This is a genomic window from Variovorax paradoxus, from assembly GCF_009755665.1.
Taxonomy (GTDB): domain Bacteria; phylum Pseudomonadota; class Gammaproteobacteria; order Burkholderiales; family Burkholderiaceae_C; genus Variovorax; species Variovorax paradoxus_G.
The window spans coordinates 336,739-355,144 of the sequence record NZ_CP046622.1 but is presented as its reverse complement, the minus strand read 5'-3'; the positions used below and the strand labels follow the sequence as shown (position 1 = coordinate 355,144).

Annotated in this window: 18 protein-coding genes; 10 read left to right on the top strand and 8 right to left on the bottom strand. The window is 66.4% G+C overall.

The features are described from left to right. Positions 1–33: 33 nt before the first annotated feature. The 3 genes from GOQ09_RS01650 to GOQ09_RS01640 are packed head-to-tail and all read left to right on the top strand — an operon-like array spanning position 34 to position 3,297. A complete protein-coding gene (locus tag GOQ09_RS01650) occupies positions 34–948 on the top strand; it encodes an SDR family oxidoreductase (protein ID WP_157611541.1) in 915 nt (304 codons plus the stop codon). Between the two features lie 14 nt (positions 949–962). Continuing rightward, positions 963–2,123 carry an acyl-CoA dehydrogenase family protein gene (locus GOQ09_RS01645; protein ID WP_157611539.1) on the top strand — a complete coding sequence of 387 codons (1,161 nt, stop codon included), beginning with the start codon at positions 963–965 and terminating at the stop codon, positions 2,121–2,123. A 7-nt stretch (positions 2,124–2,130) separates the two neighbouring features. Further along, complete coding sequence (locus tag GOQ09_RS01640) at positions 2,131–3,297, top strand: acyl-CoA dehydrogenase family protein (protein ID WP_157611537.1); 1,167 nt, start codon at positions 2,131–2,133, stop codon at positions 3,295–3,297. Positions 3,298–3,307: 10 nt separating this feature from the next. On the opposite strand, the gene GOQ09_RS01635 is transcribed toward GOQ09_RS01640, so the two are convergent. Then, positions 3,308–4,579 carry a DEAD/DEAH box helicase gene (locus GOQ09_RS01635; RefSeq protein ID WP_157611535.1) on the bottom strand — a complete coding sequence of 424 codons (1,272 nt, stop codon included), beginning with the start codon at positions 4,577–4,579 and terminating at the stop codon, positions 3,308–3,310. Between the two features lie 76 nt (positions 4,580–4,655). On the opposite strand from GOQ09_RS01635, the gene GOQ09_RS01630 reads away from it, so the two are divergent. The 5 genes from GOQ09_RS01630 to GOQ09_RS01610 all read left to right on the top strand — a co-directional run bounded on the left by GOQ09_RS01630 (position 4,656) and on the right by GOQ09_RS01610 (position 8,046). Then, positions 4,656–5,021 carry a translation initiation factor Sui1 gene (locus GOQ09_RS01630; protein ID WP_207309952.1) on the top strand — a complete coding sequence of 122 codons (366 nt, stop codon included), beginning with the start codon at positions 4,656–4,658 and terminating at the stop codon, positions 5,019–5,021. 5 nt (positions 5,022–5,026) lie between these two features. After that, positions 5,027–5,260 (top strand): DUF3820 family protein, encoded by a 234-nt coding sequence (locus tag GOQ09_RS01625; protein ID WP_157611531.1) that lies wholly within the window; start codon positions 5,027–5,029, stop codon positions 5,258–5,260. Positions 5,261–5,441: 181 nt separating this feature from the next. Continuing rightward, complete coding sequence (locus GOQ09_RS01620; protein WP_157611529.1) at positions 5,442–5,849, top strand: RNA recognition motif domain-containing protein; 408 nt, start codon at positions 5,442–5,444, stop codon at positions 5,847–5,849. A gap of 183 nt (positions 5,850–6,032) precedes the next feature. Continuing rightward, positions 6,033–6,521 (top strand): tripartite tricarboxylate transporter TctB family protein, encoded by a 489-nt coding sequence (locus GOQ09_RS01615; protein ID WP_126747806.1) that lies wholly within the window; start codon positions 6,033–6,035, stop codon positions 6,519–6,521. A 13-nt stretch (positions 6,522–6,534) separates the two neighbouring features. Further along, positions 6,535–8,046, top strand: a complete 1,512-nt coding sequence (locus GOQ09_RS01610) for a tripartite tricarboxylate transporter permease (protein ID WP_157611527.1) — start codon at positions 6,535–6,537, stop codon at positions 8,044–8,046. A gap of 119 nt (positions 8,047–8,165) precedes the next feature. On the opposite strand, the gene chrA is transcribed toward GOQ09_RS01610, so the two are convergent. Both chrA and GOQ09_RS01600 read right to left on the bottom strand, forming a co-directional pair. Further along, positions 8,166–9,512 carry a chromate efflux transporter gene (gene chrA, locus GOQ09_RS01605; RefSeq protein ID WP_157611525.1) on the bottom strand — a complete coding sequence of 449 codons (1,347 nt, stop codon included), beginning with the start codon at positions 9,510–9,512 and terminating at the stop codon, positions 8,166–8,168. 21 nt (positions 9,513–9,533) lie between these two features. Further along, positions 9,534–10,292 (bottom strand): TSUP family transporter, encoded by a 759-nt coding sequence (locus GOQ09_RS01600; protein WP_157611523.1) that lies wholly within the window; start codon positions 10,290–10,292, stop codon positions 9,534–9,536. Positions 10,293–10,718: 426 nt separating this feature from the next. Here GOQ09_RS01600 and GOQ09_RS01595 point away from each other — a divergent pair, with 426 nt between their 5' ends. Next, the gene (locus GOQ09_RS01595) at positions 10,719–11,018 is read left to right on the top strand and encodes a hypothetical protein (protein WP_157611521.1); all 300 of its coding nucleotides are present in this window, start codon (positions 10,719–10,721) and stop codon (positions 11,016–11,018) included. Between the two features lie 21 nt (positions 11,019–11,039). Here GOQ09_RS01595 and GOQ09_RS01590 read toward each other — a convergent pair whose 3' ends face one another. The 4 genes from GOQ09_RS01590 to amaB form a co-directional block, all read right to left on the bottom strand. Next, positions 11,040–12,713: a thiamine pyrophosphate-binding protein gene (locus GOQ09_RS01590; protein ID WP_157611519.1), complete on the bottom strand. Its 1,674-nt coding sequence runs from the start codon at positions 12,711–12,713 to the stop codon at positions 11,040–11,042. 151 nt (positions 12,714–12,864) lie between these two features. Next, positions 12,865–14,106 carry a pyridoxal phosphate-dependent aminotransferase gene (locus GOQ09_RS01585; RefSeq protein WP_207309908.1) on the bottom strand — a complete coding sequence of 414 codons (1,242 nt, stop codon included), beginning with the start codon at positions 14,104–14,106 and terminating at the stop codon, positions 12,865–12,867. Beyond that, positions 14,106–15,008 (bottom strand): amino acid ABC transporter substrate-binding protein, encoded by a 903-nt coding sequence (locus GOQ09_RS01580; protein ID WP_157611514.1) that lies wholly within the window; start codon positions 15,006–15,008, stop codon positions 14,106–14,108. Before GOQ09_RS01580 ends, GOQ09_RS01585 begins: the two co-directional genes overlap by 1 nt. 97 nt (positions 15,009–15,105) lie before the next feature. Then, on the bottom strand, positions 15,106–16,644 hold the full coding sequence (amaB, locus tag GOQ09_RS01575; RefSeq protein WP_157611512.1) for an L-piperidine-6-carboxylate dehydrogenase: 1,539 nt from the start codon (positions 16,642–16,644) through the stop codon (positions 15,106–15,108). A gap of 266 nt (positions 16,645–16,910) precedes the next feature. On the opposite strand from amaB, the gene GOQ09_RS01570 reads away from it, so the two are divergent. After that, on the top strand, positions 16,911–17,411 hold the full coding sequence (locus GOQ09_RS01570; RefSeq protein WP_157611510.1) for a hypothetical protein: 501 nt from the start codon (positions 16,911–16,913) through the stop codon (positions 17,409–17,411). A gap of 9 nt (positions 17,412–17,420) precedes the next feature. Here the strand turns inward: GOQ09_RS01570 and GOQ09_RS01565 are convergent, their stop codons facing one another. Continuing rightward, on the bottom strand, positions 17,421–18,308 hold the full coding sequence (locus GOQ09_RS01565) for an IclR family transcriptional regulator (protein ID WP_431769295.1): 888 nt from the start codon (positions 18,306–18,308) through the stop codon (positions 17,421–17,423). Positions 18,309–18,406 lie beyond the last annotated feature (98 nt).

Sequence of the window (18,406 nt, the reverse complement as noted above, 5' to 3'; positions counted from 1 at the left end):
GCTCTCGCGCAGATATTTGTTGAAAGCCGTCCGATGAACTCGCCCTCCCGGTACCGTTCCGTTTTTTCGCCCGGCCTCTTTGCCGGCCAGGTGATCGTCGTCACAGGAGGCGGCTCCGGCATCGGCCGCTGCACGGCGCATGAACTCGCATCGCTCGGCGCGCAGGTGGTGCTTGTCGGCCGCAACCTCGAAAAGCTCGAAGCTGTGCAGGCCGAAATCACCGATGACGGCGGCAAGGCGAGCACGCAGGCCTTCGACATCCGGCATGAGGAAGCCGTGCGCAACGCGGTAGCCGCCATCGTTGCCTTGCATGGCCGCATCGACGGCCTCGTCAACAACGCGGGCGGCCAGTACATCACGCCGCTCGCGTCGATCTCGGCCAAGGGCTGGGAAGCGGTGATTCACACCAATCTCACCGGGGGCTTTCTCGTGGCGCGCGAGTGCTTTCTGCAGAGCATGCAGGCGCATGGCGGCGCCATCGTCAACATCGTGGCCGACATGTGGGGCTCCATGCCCAACATGGGCCACAGCGGCGCGGCGCGCGCCGGCATGGTGAGCTTCACCGAAACCGCCGCGCTCGAATGGGCTGCGAGCGGCGTGCGCGTGAATGCCGTGGCGCCGGGCTACATCGCATCGAGCGGCATGGACCACTATCCGCCCGAAGCCGGCGACATGCTGCGTGCCATGCGCAACACCGTGCCCGCGGGCCGCTTCGGCAACGAGGCCGAGACCTCGGCCGCCATCGCCTTCCTGCTGAGCCCGGCCGCAAGCTTCATCAGCGGCAGCGTGCTGCGCGTGGATGGCGCGCGGCCGCAGGTGCGCATGGGTTGGCCGATGCCAGTGCCAAAAGCGCAGGTGCAGCAGCGCCGGGCCGTGCGGCCGTTCGACGGCTTTCACCGGGCGCAGACGCCGCGAGTTTTCAAGGACGCCGACGAACCGAACGACTGATTGGAGACAACCGCATGCAGTACACCCACGAGCATCTCGAAATACAGAAGACCCTGCGCCGCTTCATCGACGAAGAGATCAATCCGCATGTCGACGGATGGGAAGAAGCCGAGATCTTTCCCGCGCACGAGGTCTTCAAGAAGCTTGGCAACCTGGGCATGCTGGGCCTGAACAAGCCCGAAGCCTTCGGCGGCGCCGGGCTCGACTATTCGTATGCGATGGCCATGGCGGAAGCGCTGGGCCATGTGAGCTGCGGCGGCGTGCCGATGGCCATCGGCGTGCAGACCGACATGTGCACGCCCGCGCTCGCGCGCTTCGGCAGCGACGAACTGAGGCGCGAGTTCCTCGCACCCGCCATTGCGGGCGACATGGTCGGCTGCATCGGCGTGAGCGAGCCTGGCGCGGGCAGCGACGTGGCGGGCCTGAAGAGCCATGCGCGCAAGGACGGCGGCGACTATCTCATCAGCGGCCAGAAGATGTGGATCACCAATAGCCTGCAGGCCGACTGGATGTGCATGCTGGTCAACACCGGCGATGGTCCCGTGCACCGAAACAAGTCGCTCGTGATGGTGCCGATGGACAGCCCCGGCATCGAAAAGGCGAAGAAGATCCGCAAGATCGGCATGCATTCGAGCGACACGGGCCTCATCTACTTCGACAACGTGCGCGTGCCGCAACGCTACCGCATCGGCGAGGAAGGACAGGGCTTCGTCTACCAGATGCAGCAGTTCCAGGAGGAGCGGCTGTGGGCCGCCGCAAGCTCGCTCGAACCGATGGAAGACTGCATTGCGCAGACCATCGAGTGGGCGCAGGAGCGCAAGTTGTTCGGTGCCACGCTGGCCGACCAGCAATGGGTGCAGTTCAAGCTCGCCGAGCTCAAGACCGAAGTGGAGGCATTGCGCGCCCTCACCTACCGCGCCTGCGACTTGCATGTGCAGGGCCAGGACGTGCTCGAGCTGGCATCGATGGCCAAGCTCAAGACCGGGCGGCTCACGCGCCAGGTGGCCGACACCTGCCTGCAGTTCTGGGGCGGCATGGGTTTTACGCTCGAGAACCGCGTCTCTCGCCTTTATCGCGACGGGCGCCTGGGCTCCATCGGCGGGGGCGCGGACGAAGTGATGCTCGGCATCCTCGCCAAGACGATGGGCATCGCCAAGCGGCCGCCGCGCGGCTGAAGCGCACATGGACGCCGAACTGCAGGCCGACCGGGCGGCTCTCGCCGACACGGTGCGGCGCTTTGCCGGGGACGAGATCGCGCCGCATGTGCAGGCCTGGGACGACGCGGGCGAGTTTCCCCGGGCGCTGTACGCGCGCGCAGCGGAACTGGGCTTGCTGGGCCTCGGCTACCCCGAGTCGCTGGGCGGCACGCCGGCCTCATATTCACTGAAGCTCCCCGCATGGATTGCGCTCGCGCGCCATGGCAAGAGCGGCGGCGTGCTCGCCAGCCTGTTCTCGCACAACATCGGCCTGCCGCCCGTGGTGCTGCATGCGAACGATGCGGTGCGCGGCGAGGTCGTGCCACCGGTGCTGCGCGGCGAGAAGATCGCGGCGCTCGCCATCACCGAACCCGGCGGCGGCTCCGACGTGGCGGCGCTGCGCACCACGGCGCGGCGCGACGGCGAGCACTACGTGGTGAACGGCGAAAAGACCTTCATCACCTCGGGCATGCGGGCCGACTGGATCACGGTGGCGGTGCGCACCGGCGAAGAGCGCGGCGCCGGCGGCATCTCGATGCTGCTGGTGCCCGGCGATGCGCCCGGCGTCACGCGCACGCGCCTCGCCAAGATGGGTTGGCTGTGCTCCGACACCGCCCAGCTTCATTTCGACAACGTGCGCGTGCCTGCGCGCTACCTTCTAGGGAACGAAGGCGCGGGCTTTCGCATGGTCATGGGCAACTTCAACGGCGAACGCATCGGCCTGGCCGCGGGCGCACTCGGCTTTGCGCAGGCCTGCCTCGACGAGGCGCTGGCCTGGTCACAAGGGCGCAAGACCTTCGGCGCCGCGCTCATCGAACACCAGGCGGTGCGCCACAAGCTGGTGGACATGCAGATGCGCATTGCGTCCACCGAGGCGTGGCTGGAGGCCGTATCGGCGCAGGGAGATGCGCATGAGGCGGCGGGCCGCTTCAATGCACCGGAGTGGGTCGCGCAGGTCTGCATGCTCAAGAATCACGCGACGCAAACCATGCAGTTCTGCGCCGACCAGGCCGTGCAGATCCTGGGCGGCATGGGCTTCATGCGCGGCACCGTGAGCGAGCGCATCTACCGCGAAGTGAAGGTGATGATGATCGGCGGCGGCGCCGAGGACATCATGAAGGAATTGGCCGCCCGGCAGATGGGCTGGCTCTAGCCACGCGGCTTCAGTCGTTCTGTTCGCCGTCGCCCTGCCGCGCCGCTGCCAATGCGTTCGCGGCACGCAGCTTGTCCTTCTTGCTCGGCCGCTTGCCCTTGATGCCACCCGTACCCGAGCTGTCGACCGCCGGCACCGCAGTTTCGGTCGGCTCGAAGCCTTCGATGCGCTCGCGCGGGAGGTGGAGGCCCTGGCGCTTCTCGATCACGCGAAAGTGCGCCTCGGTGGCCGCGCTCACGAAGCTGATGGCCAGCCCGCTTTCACCCGCACGGCCGGTACGGCCGATGCGGTGGATGTAGTCAGTGGGCGAGCGCGGCAGGTCGTAGTTGATGACGACCGGCAGTTGCGCAATGTCGATGCCGCGTGCGGCCAGGTCGGTCGCAATCACCACGTCCCATCGGCTCTCCTTGAACTGCGCGAGGATGCCGGTGCGCGTGCCCTGCGCAATGTCGCCGTGAAAAGGCACGGCATAGACGCCGTTCTTGTAGAGCTTCTCGGCCACGGTCTGGGCCGCATGCTGGGTGGCGACGAAGACCAGCACGCGGTCCCATTCGTTTTCCTTCAGCAGATGGCGCAGCAGCTGGGTGCGGCGGTTGGCGTCGACCTCGATCACGCGCTGGACGATGGCGGGCTCGGTGCCGGGCTCGCCCTGCACGTCGATCACCGCCGGGTCGCGCAGCGTGCCGTCGGCCAGCGCCTGGATGGCGGGCGGAAAAGTGGCGGAAAACAGCAGGTTCTGGCGCTGCGCCGGCAGCAGCCCGAGAATGCGGCCCAGCTCCTCGGCAAAGCCGAGGTCGAACAGGCGGTCGGCCTCGTCGAGGACGAGCATGGAAACCGCGTTGAGCTTGAGCGCGTTGTGGTCCACCAGGTCGAGTAGCCGGCCCGGCGTGGCCACCACGATGTCGGCGCCGCCGCGCAGGCTCATCATCTGCGGGTTGATCGACACGCCGCCGAAGGCGATGGCGATCTTGAGCCGCTCGGGCAGATGCTGCGCCAGGCTGCGCATGGTTTCGCCCACTTGGGCGGCCAGTTCGCGCGTGGGCACGAGCACCAGCGCGCGCACGCGGCGCGGCGACGCCGCGCGCTCGGCCGCCAGGCGCTGCAGCAGCGGCAGGGAAAATGCGGCGGTCTTGCCGGAGCCGGTCTGCGCCGAACCCCGCACGTCGCGGCCTTGCAGAATTGCGGGAATGGCCGCGGCCTGGATGGCGGTCGGCGCGGCATAGCCGCTTTCGGCGGCAGCCTGCACGAGCGCGGGGGCCAGGCCCAGTGAGTCGAATGGCATGTGAGCAGACAGAGAGAAAGATGAACCGGGAACCAGCAGGAACCGAAGCGTTGAAGAAGAGATCGACCGAATGACGATGAAGAGCAATCAGTCCACCGCCCTGGTGTATTCCACCGAAGCCGGAGGCCGCATGTGCCCCGAGTGCCGCGCGCCGATGGCGCAGTGCCGCTGCAAGGAGCTCAAGGCGCGCGTTCTGGCCACTGACGGCATTGTGCGTGTATCGCACGAGACCAAGGGCCGCAAAGGCAAGGGCGTGACGGTGGTCAAGGGCCTGGCGCTCGATGCGGCGGCGCTCGCGGCCGTGGGCAAGCAACTCAAGACGGCCTGCGGCACGGGCGGCACGGTAAAGGACGGCACCATCGAAATCCAGGGCGACCATCGCGAACTCGTGATCGCGGCGCTCACCAGGCAAGGCCACGTGGTGAAGCGCGCCGGGGGCTGAATCTCATGAAACCCGAAGACCTTCAGCGCCTTGTCACGCTAGAAATGCCTTTCGGCAAGCACAAGGGCACGTTGATTGCCGATTTACCCGGCAATTATCTGAATTGGTTCGCACGCGAGGGTTTTCCCGCAGGTGAAATCGGCCGGCTGCTCCATTTGATGCATGAAATAGACCACAACGGGCTCTCCGGCCTTCTGGAACCGTTGCGAAACCGCCCGCCAAGGCGTGATGTTTCGTAAGAAGCGCGAATTTCATCACCCTTTTTCCAGATCGCATTGATAATCGTGCCTACGTGTCTGTGAGCTTGCCTCCCGTGCACGTAATTCGGTGATCGGTCAGTTTCGCGCCACAGCGCATTTGTTTGTTGTGATTCTGGGACTCCATCGCTTTGTCTTGTTGGTTTGAATTAGGAGTCCCTCAATGGGCAAGAAACTCTACGTAGGCAACCTCGCCTACTCTGTGCGTGACAACGACCTGGAACAGGCTTTCGGCGAGTTCGGCTCGATCGTCAGCGCCAAGGTCATGATGGAACGCGACACCGGCCGCTCCAAGGGCTTCGGCTTCGTGGAAATGGGCACCGACGCTGAAGCGCTGGCTGCCGTTGAAGCCATGAACGGCCATTCGCTCCAGGGCCGCGCCCTGACCGTGAACGAAGCACGTCCGATGGAAGCTCGTCCCCCCCGTACCGGTGGTGGCGGCGGCTACGGCGGCGGCGGCGGTGGTGGTTACGGCGGTGGTGGTGGCGGCGGCTACGGTGGCGGCGGCGGTGGCCGCAGCGGTGGTGGCGGTGGCTACGGCGGCGGCGGCGGTGGTCGCGGCGGCTACTAAGCCCTCCCCCCGAGACCTCGCTCTCAAATGAAAAAGCTCCTTCGGGAGCTTTTTTCGTTTCTGCGCCCATCGTTCGCGCGAAGGCCTGGGCCGCCTGGTACGCATTTGTCCTTACCGCGCCGGTCAGCCCACGGTCAGCCGCGGGCGACGACCCTCACCCGTCCAATCAAGAGGGTCGAGGCAATGCGCATAAAGAGTCAGGCGGACTTCTTTTCAGGAGTCATGTTCACAAGTGTCGGCGGTGCTTTCGCCATCGGCGCCACCACCTACACCATCGGCGACGGTGCCCGCATGGGCCCCGGCTACTTTCCGCTCATGCTGGGCATTTTGCTGGCGGTGCTCGGCGGGGCGATCATGTTCCAGGCCATGGTGGTCGAAACCGCCGGCGGCGACCCGATCGGCAAATGGGCCTGGAAACCGCTGGCCTTCGTGCTGGGCGCCAACCTGGCTTTCGGCGTGCTGCTCGGCGGGCTGCCGAGCATCGGCCTACCCGCCATGGGAATGATCGTCGCGATCTACGCGCTCACCATCATCTCGAGCATGGCGGGCGAGCACTTCAAGCTGCGCGACGTGCTGGTGCTCTCCACCATCCTGGCGGCCGGCAGCTATGTGGCCTTCATCTGGGCGCTCAAGCTGCAGATCCAGGTCTGGCCTACTTTCATTTCGGGTTGAGGAGCACACCGCCATGGAACTGTTCCACAACCTCGCGACCGGCTTCGGCGTCGCCTTCACTTTCACCAACCTGCTGTACTGCCTGGTCGGCTGCATCCTGGGCACGCTGATCGGCGTGCTGCCGGGCATTGGCCCGGTTGCCACCATCGCGATGCTGCTGCCCGCCACGTACGCGCTGCCGCCCGTATCGGCGCTGATCATGCTGGCCGGCATCTACTACGGCGCGCAATACGGCGGCTCGACCACCGCCATCCTGGTGAACCTGCCCGGGGAATCGTCCTCCGTGGTCACCTGCATCGACGGCTACCAGATGGCAAGGCAGGGCCGCGCAGGCCCGGCGCTCGCCGCGGCGGGCCTGGGCTCGTTCTTTGCCGGTTGTGTGGGCACGCTGATCCTGGCTGCCTTTGCGCCGCCGCTCACCGAGTTGGCCTTCAAGTTCGGCCCGGCCGAGTACTTCTCGCTGATGACCCTGGGCCTGATCGGCGCCGTGGTGCTGGCCTCGGGTTCGCTGCTCAAGGCAGTGGCCATGATCGTGCTGGGCCTGCTGCTCGGCATCGTCGGCACCGACGTCAATTCGGGCGTGGCGCGTTTCAGCTTCGACATTCCAGAGCTCACCGACGGCATCGGCTTCGTGGTGATTGCGATGGGCGTGTTCGGCTATGGCGAAATCATCGGCAACCTTTCGCAGCCCGACGACGAGCGTGAGGTGTTCACGCACAAGGTGAAGGGCCTGTGGCCCACCAAGGAAGACTTCAAGCGCATGACGCCCGCAGTGCTGCGCGGCACCGCGCTGGGTTCGGCGCTCGGCATCCTGCCCGGCGGCGGCGCGCTGCTGGCGGCCTTTGCGGCCTATGCGCTCGAAAAGAAGATCAAGATGCGCCCCGGCGAAATCGCCTTCGGCAAGGGCAACATCCGCGGCGTGGCATCGCCCGAGTCGGCCAACAACGCCGGCGCGCAGACCTCGTTCATTCCGCTGCTCACGCTGGGCATTCCGCCCAACGCCGTGATGGCGCTGATGGTGGGCGCGATGACCATCCACAACATCCAGCCCGGCCCGCAGGTCATGACCAGCAACCCGGAACTCTTCTGGGGCCTGATCGCCTCGATGTGGATCGGCAACGCGATGCTGATCGTGCTGAACCTGCCGCTGATCGGCATGTGGATCAAGCTGCTGACGGTGCCCTACAAGTTCCTGTTCCCGGCCATCGTGCTGTTCTGCGCGATTGGCGTGTACTCGACCAACAACAACACCTTCGACATCTGGATGGTGGCGGCCTTCGGCTTCATCGGCTATCTGTTCATCAAGCTGAAGACCGAGCCGGCGCCATTGCTGCTGGGCTTCATCCTCGGGCCGATGATGGAAGAGAACCTGCGGCGCGCCCTGCTGCTGTCGCGCGGCACATGGAGCGTGTTCGTCACGCGGCCGCTGTCGGCGGGCCTGCTGGTCGCGGCGGCTCTCTTGCTCGGCATCGTGCTGCTCCCGTCTATCAAGGCCAAGCGCGAAGAAGCCTTCGTCGAGGAATGACCCACCCCCGTCCCTCGCTCACTTCGTGTAGCTCGACTCCCCCCTCAAGGGGGCAACACCAACGGCCCGGCAAAGCCGGTTCCGCGGTGTTCCTGGAATACCCAGTCTCAAGTTCCGGGTCAACGCGCAAGTAATTGCCAGGCCATGCCGGCAACTGCCGAAGCGAGCACCACCGGAATCACGCCGGCCTTGAAGCGGAAGAGCGCGATGGACGCGAGCGCGCCGAGGACGGCGGAGGGAAACTCGAAGGGCCCTGACAGGCCCTTCGGCCAGAGCACGTGGTAGGCGAAGAAGACCGCCAGGTTGACAATCACGCCAACCACGGCTGCGGTAATGGCGGTCAGCGGCGCGGTGAATTTCAGGTTGCCGTGGGTCGATTCGATGAAGGGGCCGCCCAGCAGGATGAACAGGAACGACGGCAGGAAGGTGAAGAAGGTCACCACCGTCGCGCCCGCAACGCCCGCCGCGAACAGCGCATGGGGGCCGAACAGCGCCTGGCCCCAGGCGCCGACGAAGCCCACGAACGACACCACCATGATCAAGGGGCCAGGCGTGGTTTCTCCGAGCGCGAGGCCATCGATCATCTGCGTGGCGCTCAGCCAGCGATGGTGGTCGACCGCGCCCTGGAACACATAGGGCAGCACCGCGTAGGCGCCGCCGAAGGTCAGCAGCGCCGCCTTGGTGAAGAACCAGCCCATCTGTGTGAGCGCGCCGCTCCATCCGTACAGCGCCGTGAGCGCGCCCAGCGCGCCGAGCCACAGCAGGAAGAACAACGCCAGCACGCGCGCGAAGCGGCCCCAACCGAACAAGGCATGCCGCGGCGTTGGCGTGTCGTCGTCGATCAGCGCGGGCCCGGCCGAGCCCGCCGCAGCGCCATGCCCGCCGCCAGGCGCGAAGTACGCCGGCGCGAACCGGCTGCCGAAGTACCCGATGACCCCGGCGGACAGCACGATGAGCGGAAACGGCAGCCGCAGCGCGAAGATCGCGACAAAGGCGGCAACGGCAATCGCCCAGAGCCAGGCGTTCTTGAGCACCCGCGAGCCGATGCGCCACGCCGCGAACAGCACGATGGCCGTGACCGCGGGCTTCACGCCGTAGAGAAGGCCCGCCACCGCCGGCACGTGCCCATAGGCCATGTACGCCCACGACAGCCCGATCAGGATGAAGAGCGAAGGCAGCACGAAGAGCACGCCCGCCGCAAGGCCGCCCCAGGTGCGGTGCATGAGCCAGCCGATGTAGGTGGCGAGTTGCTGCGCCTCAGGGCCCGGCAGCAGCATGCAGTAGTTGAGGGCGTGCAGAAAGCGCTTTTCCGAAATCCAGCGCCGGCGCTCCACCAGTTCCTGGTGCATGAGCGCAATCTGCCCCGCCGGGCCGCCAAAGCTGATGAAGCCGAGCTTGAGCCAATAGGCGAAGGCCTGCCAGAAGCTGACGGGTGCGGGGCGTTCAACAGGCTCTGGCAATGCCATGAATGAGACTTTCTCGCTGTGCTATTTCAGGAATGCGTCATAGGCGGTCTTCAGGATGAGTGCGCTCACCACCACGATGAACACCACCCGCACGAAACCGGCCCCGTGCTTCAGCGCAACACGCGTGCCCAGCAGGCTGCCCGCCACGTTGGCAACAGCCATCACCAGCCCATAGTGCCACCACACATGCCCCTTGAGCGCGAGCAGCAGCAGGGCCGCAGCGTTGGTGAGCGTATTGATGATCTTGGCCGACGCAGAAGCATTCAGGAAGTCGTAGCCCATCCAGCGCACGAACAAAAAGACGAGGAAGCTGCCCGCCCCAGGCCCGAAGAAGCCGTCGTAGAACCCGATCGACACGCCGATGGCGCAGGCGGCCAGCGTTTCGGCACGGCCGCTGAAGCGCGGTACGTGGTGGCGGCCCAGGTCCTTGCGCGCCAGCGTGTAGAGCAGCACGCCAAGCAGCACGATGGGCAACGCGCGCCGCAGGAAGTCACCGGGAAACAGGGTCACGCCCCAAGCGCCGAGCATTGAACCAGCGAATCCGAGCAGGGCGGCCGGCCACAAAGCACCCCAGCGCATCTGCACCCGCTGGCTGAACTGGGCGGCCGCGGCCGCCGTGCCCCAAATAGAAGCGCTTTTGTTGGTGCCCAGCAACGTGGCCGGCGGTGCGCCCGGAAACACGGCGAAGAGCGCCGGCACAAGGATCAAACCGCCGCCGCCCACGATCGAATCGACAAACCCTGCGAGCAGCGAAGCGCCCGTGACCACCAGCATTTCCATGCCTGAATTGTCGCACCCAGGCCGCTACTAAAAGAGGAGCTTCGATCAAAGGCAGGACGGGCCTGCAAACGCTCTTCCGTCAGTCAAAAATCGGCAGGCGAAGGGGCAGCGCCGGGCAATAAAAAAGGCGCCGACCAGCGGCGCCTTTCAAGTTCAAACACGGCTTCTCGAACGGAAGCCTTGAAGAATTTTTCTTGTAGACCGAATTTTGTCTCCTCGGACCCTCGGCAGCACGAGCTTGGCCCGTTCGCGAGTGGGCAGACTTTAGGCGGTGCACCGGCCCAGTGCATTGGGAATTACCCGCTTTGCCTTACGTTCAAAGGGCTCTTGGCAAACAAAAGTGTTTCGGGGCGTTAATAGCGCGGGTCGACATGGCACGACTTGTGCACGCAGGCGGTTCGAGCCATTCATGGAGCCCCTCGAACCATGTCCATGTCCGAAAGCGAACGCATCGCCCTTGCCGCACGGCTGCACGTGGCACTGCGGCGAAAGCACGGGCGCGTGACCGACACCGAATGGATGGCCACCAATGCCGAATACGCCGCCGAGATCGTGCGCATGACGCGCGCCCATGCCGCCGAAACCAAGGACGAGGATCTCTACCTGCTCGCCACCCGCCTCGAGCAGGCCATGGAACCGTTGGCCCGCGCCGCCCGGCTGGCGGCGCGCACGCCCGACGGCAATCCGCCGAAGCCCCGGCCGCGGTTTGCGGGCGGCTTGGGCTGATCCTTTTTTGACGCCAGGCGCTCAGCCGGCAGCCAGTGCCGCCTTGCGGATGCTCTGCAGCGTGCTGGCCGGCGTGATGGCTTCCGGATCGAGCAGGCAATGCAGCACCGCGGGCTTTCCGCTCGCACGGGCGCGCGCCAGCGCGGGGCCGAACTCCTCCGTGCGGGTGACGCGCTCGCCGTGGCCGCCGAACACTTCGGCATAGCCCCGGAAGTCGGGGTTCTTCAGCTGCGTGGCGCTCACGCGTCCCGGATAGTGCTTTTCCTGGTGCATGCGGATGGTGCCGTACATGGCGTTGTCCAGCAGCACCACAATGATCGGCAGGCCGTACTGCACGGCGGTGGCGAACTCCTGGCCGTGCATCATGAAATCGCCGTCGCCCGCGAACACCACCACCTCGCGCTGCGGCCACAGCCGCTTGGCACCCACGCCGGCCGGCAGGCCATAGCCCATCGATCCGCTGGTGGGCGCCAGCTGGCTCGCGAACGCGCGAAACGGCCAGAAACGATGCACCCAGGTGGCAAAGTTGCCCGCACCGTTGCAGAAGATGGTGTCGGCCGGCAGCACCTCGCGCAAGTGCTGCATCACCTCGCCCATCTGCAGCGGGCCCGGAATGCGGATGGGAGCCGGATCGCTCCAGCGCAAGAAATCTTCGCGCGCGGTCTTCGTCTCGGCCTGCCAGGCCGGCGCCGAAGCCGGGCGCAAGCCGGCCACCGCCTCGGCAAAGGCCTGCGGCGTGGCGTGGATGCCCAGCGCCGGTCGGTAGAGCTTGCCGAGCTCGTCGGCATCGGCATGCACATGCACCAGCGCCTGCTTCGGCTGCGGAATGGCAAGCAGCTCATAGCCCTGCGACGGCACCTCGGACAGGCGGCCGCCCACCAGCAGCACCAGGTCTGAATTGCGAATGCGCTCCAGCATGCGCGGATTCGCCCCCAACCCCAGGTCGCCCGCATAGCACGGATGCTCGGCCGACAGCAGCATCTGGCGGCGGAACGAGCAATACACCGGCAGCGAGAACGCCTCCGCAAAGCCGGCGAACTGCCGCGTCGCGGCTTCGGACCAGCGGCTGCCGCCGAGGATGACCACGGGCCGTTGTGCCTGTGCGAGCCGCTGCTGCAGTTGCGCGATTTGCGTCGGGCCCGGATAGGTTTCGGTTACCGCATAAGGCTGCGCATCGGCCACCGTGGCGGCTTCGGTCAGCATGTCTTCCGGCAGGGCGATCACCACCGGACCGGGCCGGCCGGAGGTGGCGACGTGGAAGGCGCGCGAGACCAGCTCGGGCACGCGTGCCGGATCGTCGATCTGCACCACCCACTTGGCCATGGTGCCGAACACCGCGCCGTAGTCCAGCTCCTGGAACGCCTCGCGGCCCAGGGCCTCGCGCGCCACCTGGCCCACGAAGAGGAGCATCGGGGTCGAATCCTGGTGCGCGATGTGCACGCCGGCCGCCGCATTGGTGGCGCCCGGCCCGCGCGTGACAAAGCACACGCCGGGTTGGCCGGTGAGCTTGCCCTGCGCCTCGGCCATCATTGCGGCGCCGCCTTCCTGGCGGCACACCGTCACGTCGATGGAGGCATCGTGCAATGCGTCGAGCACGGCCAGAAAGCTTTCGCCGGGCACGCAGAAGAGCTGCTTGACGCCGTGGGTGATGAGCTGGTCGACCAGGATCTGGCCGCCGGTGCGGGAAGAAGTCATGCTAGGTCCAATGCAATGAAGGTCTTGGTATCTACCCCTTCCCCCTCCGGGGGAAGGCTGGGATGGGGGCAGGCGGCGCTGGCCAAGCCGACAGCAGTTGATACGCCGCTTGCCCCCACCCCTGCCCTCCCCCGGAAGGGGAGGGAGAAATTCATATGAGAGCTTCGCATGCCGCGGCAATCCGCGCACACGCCTCCTCGAGCTGCGCCATCGACGTGGCATACGAAATGCGGAAGTACGGCGCCAGCCCGAACACGCTGCCCGGCACCACCGCCACTTCGTAATCCTGCAGCAGGTAGCTGCAGAAGTCGCTGTCGGTCTGCAGCAGCGTGCCGCTGCGCGTGCGCCGGCCGAGCACGCCGGCACAGCTCGCAAAAGTATAGAAGGCACCCTCCGGCACGCGGCAATGCAGGCCGGGCGCGCGGTTCAATGCCGCCACCACGAAGTCGCGCCGTGCCTGGAAGTCGCGCTGCCGCTCCGCCACGATGTCTTGCGGCCCGGTGAGCGCCTCGATGGCGGCGGCCTGGCTCACTGACGAAGGACACGAGGTCGACTGGCTCTGCACCACCGCCATGGCGGCGATCAGCGCGCGCGGCCCCGCTCCGTAGCCCACGCGCCAGCCCGTCATCGCATAGGCCTTCGACACGCCGTTCACGGTGAGCGTGCGCTCGCGCAGCCGCGGCTCCACGGCCGCCGGGGTGGCAAATGCAAGACCGTCGTAGAGGATGTGCTCGTAGATGTCGTCCGCCAACACCCACACCTGCGGGTGCCGCAGCAGCACCTCGCACAGCGGCGTGAGCTGCGCCGCGCTGTAGGCCGCGCCGCTCGGGTTGGACGGCGAGTTCAGAAAGAGCCAGCGCGTGCGCGGCGTGATGGCCGCCTCGAGCTGCGCCGCATCCAGCCTGAAGCCGTTGGCCTCGCCGCAGGGCACGTTCACCGGCACGCCGCCGCAGATCTGCACGATGTCCGCGTAAGAGGTCCAGTAGGGCGCGGGCAGGATCACCTCGTCTCCGGGGTTCAGGCTGGCCATGAGCGCGTTGAAGATCACCTGCTTGGCGCCCGCGCCCACGCTGATTTCATTCAACGCAAAGTCCAGCCCGTTGTCGCGCTTGAACTTGAACTGCACCGCAGTCTTCATGGCCGGGCTGCCGTCGAGCACGGTGTAGCGCGTGTCGCCGCGCTCCATGGCACGGGCCGCGGCGGCGCGAATGTGCTCGGGCGTGTCGAAGTCAGGCTCGCCAGCGCCCAGCACGATCACCGGCCGGCCGGCGCGTTTCAATGCATTGGCATGGTCGGTGATGCGCAAGATTTCCGACACGCCAATGGCGCGCACGCGTTGCGCGGGCTCGAAGGTGCAGGCCGACGAAAGCGCGGAATCGAGCACTGCGGACATCACTTCGCGTAGGCCTCGAGCGGCTTGTCGTTGGGCTCGGCAATCAGCTGCTTCAGCGCCGTGCTCATCGGCAGGTTCAGGCTCGTGTTCTTCGGCGGAATCGGCGCGACGAACCACTTGGTGTAGATCTTCTCGAGCTCGCCGCTCTTCATGAGCTTGCGCAGCGAATCGTCCACCGCGGCCTTGAAAGCCGGATCGTCCTTGCGGAACAACAGCGCAATCGGCTCCGAGCCCAGCGCCTCGCCAGTGATGCGATAGGCCGTGGGGTTCTTCGAGTTCGCGATGATCCCGGCGAGCAGGTTGTCGTCGAGCACAAAGGCATCGGCGCGGCCCGACTCCATCAGCAGAAAGCTCTCGAGATGGTCCTTGCCCAGCATCGTGTTGATGGTGGTGTTCTGCGCGCGCTCGCGCTTGCGCAGAAGCTGCACTGCGGTGGTGCCGGTGGAAGCCGACACGGTGCGGCCGGCCAGCTGGTCGAGCGAGCTGATGCCCGAATCGACCTTGGTCGCCATGCGCACTTCGCTCACATACGTGGTGAGCGCAAAGGCCACCTGCTGCTGGCGCGCGGTGTTGTTGGTGGTGGGGCCGCAGCCGATGTCCAGCGTGCCGTTCTGCACCAGGGGAATGGTGTTCTGCGCCGTGACGGCCATGTATTCGAGCTTGGTGGAAGGCGCGATGTCCTTCAGCACACGCTCGCAAAGCTCGACGTGGTAGCCCACGTATTTGTCGTTGGCGCCCAGCATGTAGGCCATGGGTGGCGAGGCCTCGCGCACGCCGAGCACGGCCTTGCCGCTGCTCTTGATCTTGTCGAGCGTGCCGCCGGCAGGGGCCTGCTGTGCCGAAGCGCCGAATGCGAGTGCAAGCAGCGCTGCGCCGGTGAGTGTCTTGAAACGCATCTTCATCTTCTCTGTCTCCTGGTGGTTTTACTTGAGGCTCGCGCAGCGTTCTGCCTTGCCGGCGCAGCAGAACTGCGCGGCAAGGACAAAGGCCTGGGTTGGATCAATCGCCGATATCGAAGGTCACGCCTTGCGCAAGAGGCAACGCCGTCGAGTAATTGATGGTGTTCGTTGCGCGGCGCATGTACGCCTTCCAGCTGTCGGAGCCGGCTTCGCGGCCGCCGCCAGTTTCCTTCTCGCCGCCGAACGCACCGCCGATCTCGGCACCGCTCGGGCCGATGTTGACGTTGGCAATGCCGCAGTCGGAACCCGCGCTCGACAGAAAGCGCTCGGCCTCGCGCACGTTGAGCGTGAAGATCGACGACGACAGGCCCGCGCCCACCGCGTTGTGCCATTCGATGGCATCGTCGAGCTCGCTGTAGCGCACCACGTAAAGAATGGGCGCGAAGGTTTCGCGCAGCACCGGGCCGTCGTGCGACTTCAGCTCCACCAATGCGGGGCGCACGTAGTAGGCGTCCTTGGTGCCTATCCCCTCGACCCGCTCGCCGCCGTGCACCGTGGCGCCGATCTCGCGGCTTTCGCCGAGCGCCTTCTGCATGCCGTCGAATGCAGCGCGGTCGATCAGCGGCCCGACCAGCGTGCCGGTCTCGCGCGGATCGCCGACCCGCACATTGCCGTACACCTTGGCGAGCTTGGGCACGAGCGCGTCGTACACGCTGTCGTGCACGAAGAGCCGGCGCAGCGTGGTGCAGCGCTGGCCGGCCGTGCCCATGGCCGAGAACGCAATGGCGCGCAACGTGAGGTCCAGATCGGCCGATGGCGTGACGATGGCGGCGTTGTTGCCACCGAGCTCAAGAATGGCGCGCGCAAAACGCGCAGCCAGCTTCGGCCCCACCTGCCGGCCCATCGCAGTCGAACCGGTGGCCGAGAGAATCGGCACGCGGTGGTCGTCGACCAGCACCTCGCCGATGTCTCGTTGCCCCAGCAGCAGGCCGAGCAACCCTTCAGGCGCATCGCCGAAGCGCGCAACGGCGCGCTGCGCGATGGCGTGCGTAGCCAGCGCGGTGAGCGGCGTTTTTTCCGACGGCTTCCACACCACCGGATCGCCGCACACCAGCGCCAGTGCCGCGTTCCACGACCACACGGCCACCGGAAAGTTGAAAGCCGAGATCACGCCGCACACGCCCAGCGGATGCCAGGTTTCCATCATGCGGTGCTCGGCGCGCTCGGTGGCCAGCGTCAGGCCGTAGAGCTGGCGCGAGAGGCCGACTGCGAAGTCGCAGATGTCGATCATTTCCTGCACCTCGCCCGCGCCTTCGGTCGGAATCTTTCCGGCCTCGAGCGTGACCAGGCGACCGAGGTCGGCCTTGGCGGCGCGCAACTCTTCGCCCAGCAGCCGCACCAGCTCGCCGCGGCGCGGTGCCGGGACGCTGTGCCAGGCCTTGAAAGCTTCATGCGCGTGGCCGATGGCGGCGGTTGCTTCAGCCGGGCTGGTTTGCGGCACCTGTGCAATCACCTCGCCCGTCACCGGCGAGCGCACCGTCAGTTCACCGCCGGTGTAGGCGCTGCGGGGCACGCCCAGGCGCTGCAGCAGCTGTTCGATTTCGGCGGCAAGGGAGACAGGGGCTTGGGCTTCGGACATGGGCGCGCTCCGGGAAGGGAGGAGGAGAGGAAAGGAAACGGCAAGACGGGACCGGCGCAATATCTTCCAATCCCGCGCGCTTGCCTAGTGAAAAAAAGGAAGGACTTGATGCGTTTGCCGAATGAACTCGGCATGCGCCCGGTGCGGGACGGGCTTCGCGCCTACGCGCAACCCGCCGGGCTGCGCCGAAGATTCCGCACCCCGGCGCGGTCCTCGTGCGCTGCCCCGGGGCCTCGCCTCGCCGCACGTTCAACACCGATAGCGCCATGAAGTCGATCCTCACCCTGTACGCCGCAATCCATGCCCTGATGGCTCTCGCATTCGCCGCCGCATCGCTCGTTCTTGTCGTCATCGCGGCGCGGGCCGGCTGGGGTGCCGTGATGCAGGGGCTCGACCTTCCCGCGGCCGAGGCGATCATCGAGGCGGTGGGCCTGCTGGCGGCCGGCGTCGTGGCACTGCAGATCTCACAGACCGTGCTGGAAGAAGAAGTGGTGCGCGACGCGCACATCGGCGCGCCGACACGGGTGCGCCGCTTTCTCTCCCGCTTCATGGTCGTCATCGTGGTGGCCGTCGCGGTCGAAGGCCTGGTTGCGACCTTCAAGGCGCGCGAAGCGCCCGAGCTGATGCTGCATGCCGCCGCCATGCTGGGCTCGGTCGGCCTTCTCATGGCGGGCTGGGGCATCTTCATCCGCCTGAACCGCTCCGCCGAGGAACTGGAGCCCGAGGCCATGGCGGAAGCCAAGAGCGAAGACAGGAAGCTGAAATGAACGTGGCGCCTATCGGGGCTCCGGCGCGTCCGGCAAGGGGATCTTCTGCCCTGCCGGCGACCCCGCCAGGCTCTGCGCCGGCCTTCTGAGCGTTGCATCGAATGGGTTGATCTTCGGCCCGATGGCTGCGGCCTCGCGCTTGAGCAGTTCGACCACGGTGGGCATGCGGTCGGCGTTGAGCCGGTCTGCGATGGTGCCCACGCTCAGCGCGGCCACCGCGCGGCCCTCGCGGTCGAGAATGGGCACCGCCACGCCGGCCATGCCTTCGAGCAGGCCGGTGTTGCGCCCCGCATAGCCGGCTTGGCGCACGCGCTCGATCTCGGTGCGCAGATAGACCTCGTCGTACACGCCGTACTCGCGCACGCGCGAGAGGTTGAAGCGGATCACTTCCTCGCGCTCGGCCTCCGGCAGAAACGCCAGGATGGCGAGCGCGCCCTGCCCCACGCCCAGCGCAATGCGACCGCCAATGTCGCCCGTGAACGAACGAATGGGAAACGGGCCTTCGCTGCGGTCGAGGCACACCGCGTCGAAGCCGCTGCGGGCCAATAGAAAGATGCTGTCGCCCAGGCTCGCGCACAGGCGCAGCAGCACCGGGCGGCAAATGGAGCGCAGGTCACCCGGGTTGCCGGCGCTGGCCGCGAGCGCGAAGAAATCGATGCTCAGGCGGTAGAGCTTGCTGCGCTCGTCCTGCTCGACCATGCCCTCGGCCATGAGCGACTGCAGCAGGCGGTGCGTGGTCGCCTGCGTGAGGCCGACCGAACGTGCAATTTGCGTCACGCGGCCGCCTTCGGCCTGCACCGCGCCCAGCGCTCGAAGCACTGAAAACACGCGCGGAACGCCGCCGCTCGCGGCCGTGGGGCTTTCTATGGCTTCTCCTGTGGAATTCTTTGGGTCCATTGTCCGCATCATATTCCGTTGGATGGAATAAATAATAGAAATATTCTGATTAATGGAATACCCGAGGCGAGTTGGCGCAATCGTTGCAATAGAGTGAA

Coding starts and splice junctions, on each gene's coding strand:
- GOQ09_RS01645 (WP_157611539.1), top strand. CDS start 963: ATGCAGTACACCCACGAGCATCTCGAAATACAGAAGACCCTGCGCCGC.
- GOQ09_RS01610 (WP_157611527.1), top strand. CDS start 6,535: ATGGAACTGTTCCACAACCTCGCGACCGGCTTCGGCGTCGCCTTCACT.
- amaB (WP_157611512.1), bottom strand. CDS start 16,644: ATGTCCGAAGCCCAAGCCCCTGTCTCCCTTGCCGCCGAAATCGAACAG.
- GOQ09_RS01630 (WP_207309952.1), top strand. CDS start 4,656: ATGAAGAGCAATCAGTCCACCGCCCTGGTGTATTCCACCGAAGCCGGA.
- GOQ09_RS01590 (WP_157611519.1), bottom strand. CDS start 12,713: ATGACTTCTTCCCGCACCGGCGGCCAGATCCTGGTCGACCAGCTCATC.
- GOQ09_RS01570 (WP_157611510.1), top strand. CDS start 16,911: ATGAAGTCGATCCTCACCCTGTACGCCGCAATCCATGCCCTGATGGCT.
- GOQ09_RS01640 (WP_157611537.1), top strand. CDS start 2,131: ATGGACGCCGAACTGCAGGCCGACCGGGCGGCTCTCGCCGACACGGTG.
- GOQ09_RS01615 (WP_126747806.1), top strand. CDS start 6,033: ATGCGCATAAAGAGTCAGGCGGACTTCTTTTCAGGAGTCATGTTCACA.
- GOQ09_RS01565 (WP_431769295.1), bottom strand. CDS start 18,308: ATGGACCCAAAGAATTCCACAGGAGAAGCCATAGAAAGCCCCACGGCC.
- GOQ09_RS01650 (WP_157611541.1), top strand. CDS start 34: ATGAACTCGCCCTCCCGGTACCGTTCCGTTTTTTCGCCCGGCCTCTTT.
- chrA (WP_157611525.1), bottom strand. CDS start 9,512: ATGGCATTGCCAGAGCCTGTTGAACGCCCCGCACCCGTCAGCTTCTGG.
- GOQ09_RS01600 (WP_157611523.1), bottom strand. CDS start 10,292: ATGGAAATGCTGGTGGTCACGGGCGCTTCGCTGCTCGCAGGGTTTGTC.
- GOQ09_RS01625 (WP_157611531.1), top strand. CDS start 5,027: ATGAAACCCGAAGACCTTCAGCGCCTTGTCACGCTAGAAATGCCTTTC.
- GOQ09_RS01595 (WP_157611521.1), top strand. CDS start 10,719: ATGTCCATGTCCGAAAGCGAACGCATCGCCCTTGCCGCACGGCTGCAC.
- GOQ09_RS01635 (WP_157611535.1), bottom strand. CDS start 4,579: ATGCCATTCGACTCACTGGGCCTGGCCCCCGCGCTCGTGCAGGCTGCC.
- GOQ09_RS01620 (WP_157611529.1), top strand. CDS start 5,442: ATGGGCAAGAAACTCTACGTAGGCAACCTCGCCTACTCTGTGCGTGAC.
- GOQ09_RS01585 (WP_207309908.1), bottom strand. CDS start 14,106: ATGTCCGCAGTGCTCGATTCCGCGCTTTCGTCGGCCTGCACCTTCGAG.
- GOQ09_RS01580 (WP_157611514.1), bottom strand. CDS start 15,008: ATGAAGATGCGTTTCAAGACACTCACCGGCGCAGCGCTGCTTGCACTC.